The sequence below is a fragment of the Streptomyces sp. 130 genome, assembly GCF_007096885.1.
Classification (GTDB): domain Bacteria; phylum Actinomycetota; class Actinomycetes; order Streptomycetales; family Streptomycetaceae; genus Streptomyces.
This window is the reverse complement of sequence record NZ_VJNO01000017.1, coordinates 121,497-130,187: the sequence shown is the minus strand read 5'-3', so window position 1 is coordinate 130,187 and position 8,691 is coordinate 121,497. Positions and strand designations below refer to the sequence as shown.

The 8,691-nt window shown below is 72.5% G+C and carries 5 protein-coding genes; 1 reads left to right on the top strand and 4 read right to left on the bottom strand.

The window, feature by feature from the left end; translation table 11 throughout:
* Positions 1 to 487 precede the first annotated feature (487 nt).
* Positions 488 to 2,074 carry a glutamine-hydrolyzing GMP synthase gene (gene guaA, locus FKN01_RS17205; protein ID WP_143621368.1) on the bottom strand — a complete coding sequence of 529 codons (1,587 nt, stop codon included), beginning with the start codon at positions 2,072 to 2,074 and terminating at the stop codon, positions 488 to 490.
* Positions 2,075 to 2,408: 334 nt separating this feature from the next.
* Here guaA and FKN01_RS17200 point away from each other — a divergent pair, with 334 nt between their 5' ends.
* Positions 2,409 to 2,714: a chorismate mutase gene (locus tag FKN01_RS17200; protein WP_143621364.1), complete on the top strand. Its 306-nt coding sequence runs from the start codon at positions 2,409 to 2,411 to the stop codon at positions 2,712 to 2,714.
* A gap of 303 nt (positions 2,715 to 3,017) precedes the next feature.
* On the opposite strand, the gene FKN01_RS17195 is transcribed toward FKN01_RS17200, so the two are convergent.
* The 3 genes from FKN01_RS17195 to FKN01_RS17180 form a co-directional block, all read right to left on the bottom strand.
* A complete protein-coding gene (locus tag FKN01_RS17195; RefSeq protein WP_143621361.1) occupies positions 3,018 to 4,733 on the bottom strand; it encodes a peptidase in 1,716 nt (571 codons plus the stop codon).
* A gap of 290 nt (positions 4,734 to 5,023) precedes the next feature.
* A complete protein-coding gene (locus FKN01_RS17185) occupies positions 5,024 to 6,913 on the bottom strand; it encodes a GMC family oxidoreductase N-terminal domain-containing protein (protein ID WP_260696921.1) in 1,890 nt (629 codons plus the stop codon).
* 57 nt (positions 6,914 to 6,970) lie between these two features.
* A complete protein-coding gene (locus tag FKN01_RS17180; protein ID WP_143621356.1) occupies positions 6,971 to 8,599 on the bottom strand; it encodes a succinic semialdehyde dehydrogenase in 1,629 nt (542 codons plus the stop codon).
* Positions 8,600 to 8,691 lie beyond the last annotated feature (92 nt).

Genomic DNA, 8,691 nt, shown 5'->3' with positions numbered 1-8,691 from the left:
GCTGGGTTTTGGGGCTCCGCCCCGGGCCCCGCGCCTCAAGCGCCGGAGGGGCTGGGTTTTGGGGCTCCGCCCCGGGCCCCGCGCCTCAAGCGCCGGAGGGGCTGGGTTTTGGGGCTCCGCCCCGGGCTCCGCTCCCCAAGCGCCGGAGGGGCTGGGTTTTGGGGCTCCGCCCCGGGCCCCGCGCCTCAAGCGCCAGCGGGGCTGGGTTCACGCGGCGGGTGGGGGCCCGGGCGGGTGGGTTTCCGGGGCGGGTGGGACTCCGCGGCGGATGGGCCTCCGCAGTGGGCAGGCCTCCGCGGTGGGCAGGCCTCCGCGGTGGGCGGCCTCCGTGGTGGGTGGGTTTCCGGGGCGGGTGGGAGTCCGGGGGCTTCGCGCCGGGATTTGGGGGTCAGGTGTCGGAGGGGGTGGGTGTGGCGCCGGGGGCGGATACGGCGATGCCGCCGTCCGGTGTGTCGGGCGGCGGCATCGTCAGGGGTGGCGGGGAGGGTCACTCCCACTCGATGGTCCCCGGCGGCTTGCTCGTCACGTCGAGCACCACGCGGTTGACCTCGGCGACCTCGTTGGTGATGCGGGTGGAGATCTTCGCCAGCGTCTCGTACGGCAGCCGCGACCAGTCGGCGGTCATGGCGTCCTCGGAGGAGACCGGGCGCAGCACGATCGGGTGGCCGTAGGTGCGGCCGTCGCCCTGCACGCCGACGCTGCGGACGTCCGCGAGCAGGACCACCGGGCACTGCCAGATGTCGCGGTCCAGACCGGCCGCGGTCAGCTCCTCGCGGGCGATGGCGTCGGCCTCGCGCAGCAGGTCGAGCCGGTCCTTGGTGACCTCGCCGACGATGCGGATGCCGAGGCCGGGGCCGGGGAAGGGCTGGCGCTGGACGATCTCCTCGGGCAGGCCGAGCTCCTGGCCGACCATCCGGACCTCGTCCTTGAACAGCTGGCGCAGCGGCTCGACAAGCTCGAACTCGATGTCCTCGGGCAGGCCGCCCACGTTGTGGTGGGACTTGATGTTGGCGGTGCCGGTGCCGCCGCCGGACTCCACGACGTCCGGGTAGAGCGTGCCCTGGACGAGGAAGGCGACCTCGGGGCCGTCCTCCTGGAGGATCTCCAGCTGGGCCTGCTCGAAGACGCGGATGAACTCGCGGCCGATGATCTTCCGCTTCTGCTCCGGGTCGGACACGCCGGCCAGGGCGTCGAGGAAGCGCTTCTCGGCGTCGACCACCTTCAGCTTCGCGCCCGTCGCGGCGACGAAGTCCTTCTCGACCTGCTCGGTCTCGCCCTTGCGCATCAGGCCGTGGTCGACGTACACGCAGGTGAGCTGGGAGCCGATGGCCTTCTGGACGAGGGCGGCGGCGACGGCGGAGTCCACGCCGCCGGACAGGCCGCAGATGGCGCGCTTGTCGCCGACCTGGGCGCGGATCGCCGCGACCTGCTCCTCGATCACGTTGCCCGTGGTCCAGGTGGGCTCGATGCCCGCGCCCCGGTACAGGAAGTGCTCCAGGACCTGCTGGCCGTGCGTGGAGTGCATGACCTCGGGGTGGTACTGGACGCCGTAGAGCTTCTTCTCGTCGTTCTCGAAGGCGGCGACCGGGACGACGTCCGTGGACGCGGTGACGGTGAAGCCCTCGGGGGCGGCGGAGCAGGCGTCGCCGTGGGACATCCACACCGACTGCTCGGCCGGGGTGCCCTCGAAGAGCGTGGAGCCGGCCTTGGAGACGGTCAGCGGGGTGCGGCCGTACTCGCGGGCGCCGTTGTCGTCGACGGTGCCGCCGAGCGTGGTCGCCATCAGCTGGAAGCCGTAGCACATGCCGAAGACGGGGACCCCGGCCTCGAAGAGCGCGCGGTCGAGCGAGGGCGCGCCCTCGGCGTAGACGGAGGAGGGGCCGCCGGAGAGGATGATCGCGCGGGGGTTCTTGGCCAGCATCTCGGCCACCGGCATCGTGGACGGCACGATCTCGCTGTAGACCCGGGCCTCACGGACGCGGCGGGCGATGAGCTGGGCGTACTGCGCGCCGAAGTCGACTACCAGGACCACGTCGGTGGTGGTGTCGGGGGCGGCGGGGGGTGCTGCTGGCACGGGCGGCCTTCCGGCGGTGGAGAGGGGTCGGTCATCCAATTCTACCGGCGGCCGGAAGTGTCCTGCCCCGGTCCGGCCCGCCGCCCCGGGGGTGTGCGGCGTCTCACGATCCGGGCCGGGCATGGGCCCGGCGGGCACGAGGGTCCATACTGGCCCCATGCGTCAGCACACGACCTTCGTCTTTACCTATGGCATCCGGCCCGCCGGCTGCCATGGTCGTGCTGCTTGAGCAACTGACGAGCAACGTTCCAGGCGCCCCGGGCCGAAAGGCCCGGGGCGTCCTGCGTTCCGGGCCCGTCCGCCCCGGGGTGCCGCATCTCACGGGAGAACCGACATGAGCAGCACCACCACCACCAGCACCAGCAGCACCGAGGCGACCGGCGCCCGCACCGACGAGGCCGCGTCCCTGATCGGCGACGCCCGCACCCGTATCGATTCCCTGGACGACCGGATCATCGGGCTCGTCCAGGAACGGATGGCGGTCTCGGCGGTGATCCAGGAGGCCCGGATGACGTCGGGTGGCCGCCGGGTCAACCTGTCCCGCGAAACGGAGATCCTGGTCCGCTACCGCGAGGCGCTGGGCAAGCCGGGCACCTCGCTGGCGATGACGCTCCTGGAGCTGTGCCGGGGCCGGGTCTGACCGGCGCTCCCCCGCCGTATCCCAGTTCGGGCACGGTCTCACCCGTACGGCGGGTGACCGGGTCCGGCGCGGCTTCGTTGGTCCCGGTGTCCGTGTCAGCCAGGGGCGGACCCGCAGGGGAAGCACACGTGGCTCCGCCGGGGTGCGTGGCGTACCGCGTGTACGCCGTGGGACCGCGCACCGGCGTGCGTGACCGGTCGGCAGGGGACAGCAGCCCGGTCACTCGGAGGGACCGCCCGGTCTCTCCAAGGGAAACGGCCGGCTCCGGGGACGCCCGGGGCCGGCCGTTTCTCCGTGTACGGGTCAGCGCGTCGCGCGCCGCCTCGACACCGTGAACAGGACGCCGCCCGCGAGCAGCGCGACGAGGGCCGCGCCGGACGCGGCGAGCGCGCCGGTGCCGGTGGAGGCGAGCGGACCGTCACCGGAGCCGGAGCCCGTGGTGCCGGAGCCCGTCGTGCCGCTCGTGCCACTCGCGCCGTCGGTGCCGGACGAGGACGCACCGGAGCCGGTCGTGGCGCCGGTGTCGCCGGAGCCGCCCGTGGCCGTCGAGCCGCCGCTGCCGGAGCCGCCCGTCGTGGCGTGCCCGTCCTCGCCGTTGAGCTCCACCCACGCATCGTTGTTGGCGGGCTCCGGGTCGAAGGGCAGCGCGGGCGCCTGCAGGTGGGTGTTGCGGACGACGACCGCGCCGTTGCTGCCCGGGTCCGCCGAGACGAGCTTCAGCCGGAAGGGCAGGGCGAAGTCGGCGTCCTCCAGGACGGACATGGGCGTGGAGCAGAAGTAGCGCGGGGCCTTCTCCTGGTTCTCGCGGTACTCGCCGGTCGCGGTCACGCCCCGGCAGATGTCCGGCTTGGAGACGACGTAGCTGCCGTGGGGCACGGTGAAGTCGACCGTGGCGACGTCCTCGCCGGAGCGGAGGTAGCCGATCCAGGCGGGGCCCTTGTTGCGGAAGCCCAGGGTGACGTCCACGGTGTCGCCCGGCTCGCCCTCGGCCTGGTCGCCGTAGGCCGCGAAGTCGGCGGTGTTCGTGGTCTGGAAGTCGGCGTCCTGCTGGTTGTCCGCCGGGTCGAGGTCGGCCGAGCGGACGGCCGGGGCCTGGCGCAGGGCCAGCTTCGCGCCCTTGCCGGGGCTGAAGCGGGCGCCGGAGCGCAGCGCCGCGCGGGCGTCGGTGCCGTCCTCGTTGATCCGGTAGAGGAAGGTGTCGTAGAAGGCGCGCTCGGTGGCCCGCAGCGTGGGCGGCACTTCCAGGGTGTACGTGACGCCGGGCTCGTAGCTGCCGGGGAAGGTGCAGAGCGCGGTGGACCAGGCGCCGGGGCTGCCCATGCCCAGGTCTTCCTCGCTGTACTCGCAGTTCTGGTAGCGCTCGGTGAATTCCAGGCCGCGCGTGTTGCGCAGGGTGAGCAGGACGCCCTGGGCGGCGCGGGTGCCGTTGTTGGTGAAGGTGATGGGCACCGGCTGGCTGTCGCCCGGCTTGAGCTTCGTCTTGAGCGGCAGCCGCTTCATCGACAGGTCGGGCCCGCCGATCGACACGTGCGCGGTGAACGGCCGGAAAGTGGCGCCCTCCGCCTCGGCGGTGACCTCGATGGTGCCGGAGTCGCCGTCCTTGCTCCCCTGGGCGGCGCTGACCTGGAGCCGGGCGAGGCTGCTCAGGCCGGGCCAGATCCCGTAGTCGTGGCAGACGGCGGTGGTCCCGGTCCGCTCGCAGTCCAGGCTGCCCTCCTGGTCGAAGGACACGTCCGCGACGCCCGCCAGCTTCCCGAAGTCGAAGCGGACGGTGTACTCGTCCTGGAAGGCGCCGTTCTCCTCGTCCTCGGACGGATTGGTCACCGTGACGTCGAGGCTCGCCTTCTGCGGGGAGCCGGTGGCCGGGTACGGGTGCAGGGCGGTCTCTGCGGGGCCGCCGATCGTGAATTCGGGGCCGGCCGCCTGTGCGGGGCTGCTCAGCGCGAGCAGACCGCCCGCCAGCAGGCCGGCCGAGGCGACGATGCCCGCCGCACGGCGGAACGGGGTCGTGCTTCTCATCTCGGGCCTTCGGGGTCGTCGGGAGCTGTGTGACCGCTGTGGCGGCGACAGGGGGTACGACCGGGGGCGCCCGGGGAAAGTTGCCCGGAATCACATCACGGATCGGGCACGGTTGACGCGGCGACGCCGAAGTGACCTACCTCACATAAGGATTTCGTCAGTACGGGGACAACCTTCGGGGGGTCCGGCAGGTCATGCATGCGGAACACCGGTTGTCGGTCGTTGTACGACGGACCGGTTACAGCGTGAGGGGCTGCACTGGGAGGGGGGTGCAGCCCCTTCTGCTGTCCTCAGGCCGTTTCCGTCTCCGGCTCCGGCTTCGTCTCCATCTCCGTTTCCGGCTCCGTCTCCATCTCCGGGTCCGTCTTCTTCGGCGGCACGGCCGGTATCCCCAGGAACGGCAGCCTGAGCGCGCCGAACGCCTCCTTCGGGACCGCCGGCGCCTGCGGCTCGACCGCCGCCAGCCGCTCGTACGCCTCGCCCTGCGCCGGGCGCGGGTCCTGCTCGCCCTTGTTCGGCCAGAACGACATGGCGCGCTCGGCCTGCGCGGTGATCGTCAGCGACGGGTTGACCCCGAGGTTGGCGGAGACCGCCGAGCCGTCGACCACGGAGATGCCCGGGTGCCCGAACAGCCGGTGGTACGGGTCGATGACGCCCTCGTCCGCACTGGCGCCGATGGGGCAGCCGCCGAGGAAGTGGGCGGTGAGCGGGGTGCCCATCAGCTCGCCGATGTTGGACCCGGGGAAGCCGTTGATCTCCTCGGCGAGCAGCGTCGCGCTCTGCGTCGCCTCGGCTATCTGCGTGGGGTTGGGCGCGCCGTGGCCCTGGCGGGCGGTGAGCAGGCCCTTGCCGATGCCGCGCGGCTTGCGGTAGGCGGTCAGGGAGTTGTCGAGCGACTGCATGACGAGCCCGATGATGACCCGCTCCGACCAGCGCCGGTTGGAGAGCGAGCGGGCGGCGATCGTGGGGTGCTTGACCAGGTTGCCGAGCCAGGCGCGGACCCGGTGGGCGCTGTAGGGGACCTGGACGATGGTCAGGCCGCCCATGGCGTTGGAGCCCTTGCCGTAGCGGACGGGCTCGATGTGGGTGTTGGCGTCGGGGTGGATGGAGGAGGTGATGGCGACGCCCTTGGTGAAGTCGGGCTTCGTACCGTGCTTCCTGCGGTAGCGCCGGTCGGAGGTCTGCGCGCCGACCAGTCCCTCGGAGTTGGTACGGGTCAGCTCGCCGAGCCTGGTGGAGAGCCGGGGCAGCAGCCCCTTGTCCTTCATCGTGTGCAGCAGGGTCTGCGTGCCGTACGTACCCGCCGCGATGACCACCTGGCGGGCGCGCAGGGTCGTGGGCTTCGCCTTCTTCCGCCGGTCGGTGGGCACGGTGACGACGCGGTGGCCGCCCTCGGGGTGCTCGGTCACGGCGACGACGGAGGTCATGGGGTGGATGACCGCGCCGGCCTGCTCGGCGAGGTGGAGGTAGTTCTCGTTGAGGGTGTTCTTCGCACCGTGCCGGCAGCCGGTCATGCACTCGCCGCACTCGGTGCACGCCTTGCGCGCCGGGCCCGCCCCGCCGAAGTACGGGTCCGGGACCGTGGAGCCGGGCTTCGCGCGCGCGGTGCCGTCCGCGTCCTGGCCGTCGCCGAAGAAGACGCCGACCGGGGCCAGGTGGAAGGTGTCGCCGACGCCCATGGCCTCGGCGGCCGCCTTGAGGTGGACGTCGGAGGGGGTGGTCGTGGGGTTGAGCCGGACCCCGAGCATCCGCTTGGCCTGGTCGTAGTACGGCTTCAGCTCGTCCCGCCAGTCCGTTATGTGCGCCCACTGCCGGTCCTCGAAGAACGGCGCGGGCGGCACGTACAGCGTGTTGGCGTAGTTCAGCGAGCCGCCGCCCACCCCGGCACCGGCCAGCACCATCACCTTGCCGAGCAGGTGCACGCGCTGGATGCCGAAGAGGCCCAGGGCGGGCGCCCAGAGGTAGTTCTTCAGGTCCCAGGAGTTCTTCGGCAGGGTGCCCGGGGTGAAGCGGCGCCCCGCCTCCAGGACGCCGACCCGGTATCCCTTCTCGGTCAGCCGCAGCGCCGAGACCGCGCCGCCGAAGCCGGACCCGACGACGATCACGTCGTAGTCGTAGGCGTCGTCGTCGGCCGCACCGGCCGGCCGGTCCTGATTCTGGGCAGGGCTGTCCTGGGACATGGCACTCCTCGGTACGAAAAGGACAGAAGTGGTGCGGTGCGCGGGGCGCGGGGTGTGTCAGCGCAGCCGGAACGCCTTCATCGCCTTCAGGCTGCGGGTCATGAACGCCGCGTACTTCTCGTCGTCCATCCCGAAGGACGGGGCGAGCGGGATGAGCCGCTGCTGGGCGACGGTCTGGGCCTCGGTGTACTTGAGGATGCCCTCGGAGCCGTGGCGCCGGCCGAGACCGGAGTCCTTCATGCCGCCCATCGGGGACTGCACGCTGCCGTACGCGGGGGCATAGCCCTCGTTGATGTTGACGGTGCCGGTGCGCAGCCGGGCGGCGATCCGGTGACCGCGCTTGGAGTCCTTGGTCCAGACACTCGAATTCAGGCCGTACGGGGTGGCGTTGGCCAGCTCCACGACCTCGTCCTCGTCGCGGAAGCGGTAGATGGAGACGACCGGGCCGAAGGTCTCCTCGGTGCAGACGGCCATGGGCGCCTCGACGCCGTCCAGGATCGTCGGCTCGTAGAAGAGCGGACCGATGTCCGGGCGGGCGACCCCGCCGGCCACCAGCCTGGCGCCCTTCTCGACGGCCTCGGCGACATGCCGGCTGACGGTCTCCAGCTGCCGTTCGCCGACCAGCGAGCCCATGTCGGCGCCGTACGCGAGGGCGCTGCCGAGCCGCATCGCCTTCGTCCGGGCGGCGAACCGCTCCACGAAGTCGTCGGCCACCGACTCGTGGACGTACAGCCGCTCGATGGAGATGCAGAGCTGGCCGGCCGAGGAGAAGCAGGCGCGGACGGCCCCGGCGGCGGCCTTCTCCACGTCGGCGTCCGCGAGGACCAGCATCGCGTTCTTGCCGCCGAGCTCCAGCGAGACGCCGACGAGCCGGGCCGCCGCGCCCTGGGCGACCTCGCGGCCGGTGCGGGTGGAGCCGGTGAAGGAGACGTAGTCGGCGTGCTTGACGACCTCGGGGCCGACGACCGGCCCGTCGCCGAGGACGACCTGGAAGACCTCGGCCGGGAGCCCCGCCTCGATCAGCAGGTCGCGCGCCCACAGGGCGGTGAGCGCGGTCTCGGTGTCCGGCTTCATCACCACGGCGTTGCCGGAGACGAAGGCGGGCAGCGCGTCGCCGACGGAGAGCTCCAGCGGGTAGTTCCAGGGGGCGATCTGGCCGACGACACCGCGCGGCTGTCGGAGCTCGGTGACCTTGGTGAGCGTCGGCACGACCCCGGTGTGCCGCTTCGGCCGCAGATAGGCGGAGGCCCGGCGGCCGTAGTGCCGGGCGGCGACGGCGACCGCCTGGACCTCCTCGTGGGCGTGCAGCCTGGCCTTGCCGGTCTCCAGCTGGATGAGGTCGAGGACCTCGGACTGGCGGTCCACGACCAAGTCGTGGAAGCGCAGGAGCACCGCGGCCCTGGCCCGGACCGGCAGGGCGGCCCAGGCGGGCTGGGCGGCGCGGGCGTGCGCGAAGGCGGTGGCCACGTCCTCGGGGGTGGACTCCGGCAGGTCGGCCAGCTTCCCGCCGGTGAACGGCGTGTGGTTGGCGGTGCGGCCGGAGCCGGTGACGCCGCGCGTCAGCCGGGCGACCACCTCGGGCGTCACGACATCGGCGGCCGTGCGCACACCCGCGGGGGCGGCGGCCACGGGGTTGGTGCCGGCCGTGGCGGCGGCGGGGGACGTGGGGGCCTGCGAGTCCGTCATGAGGGCGAGGGTACGTCGGCGGGATGGCTTTGGGTACCCGTGGGTAACACCTTTTCACCGTCTCTCCCGGAGTCCCGCCACACCCCCGCCGA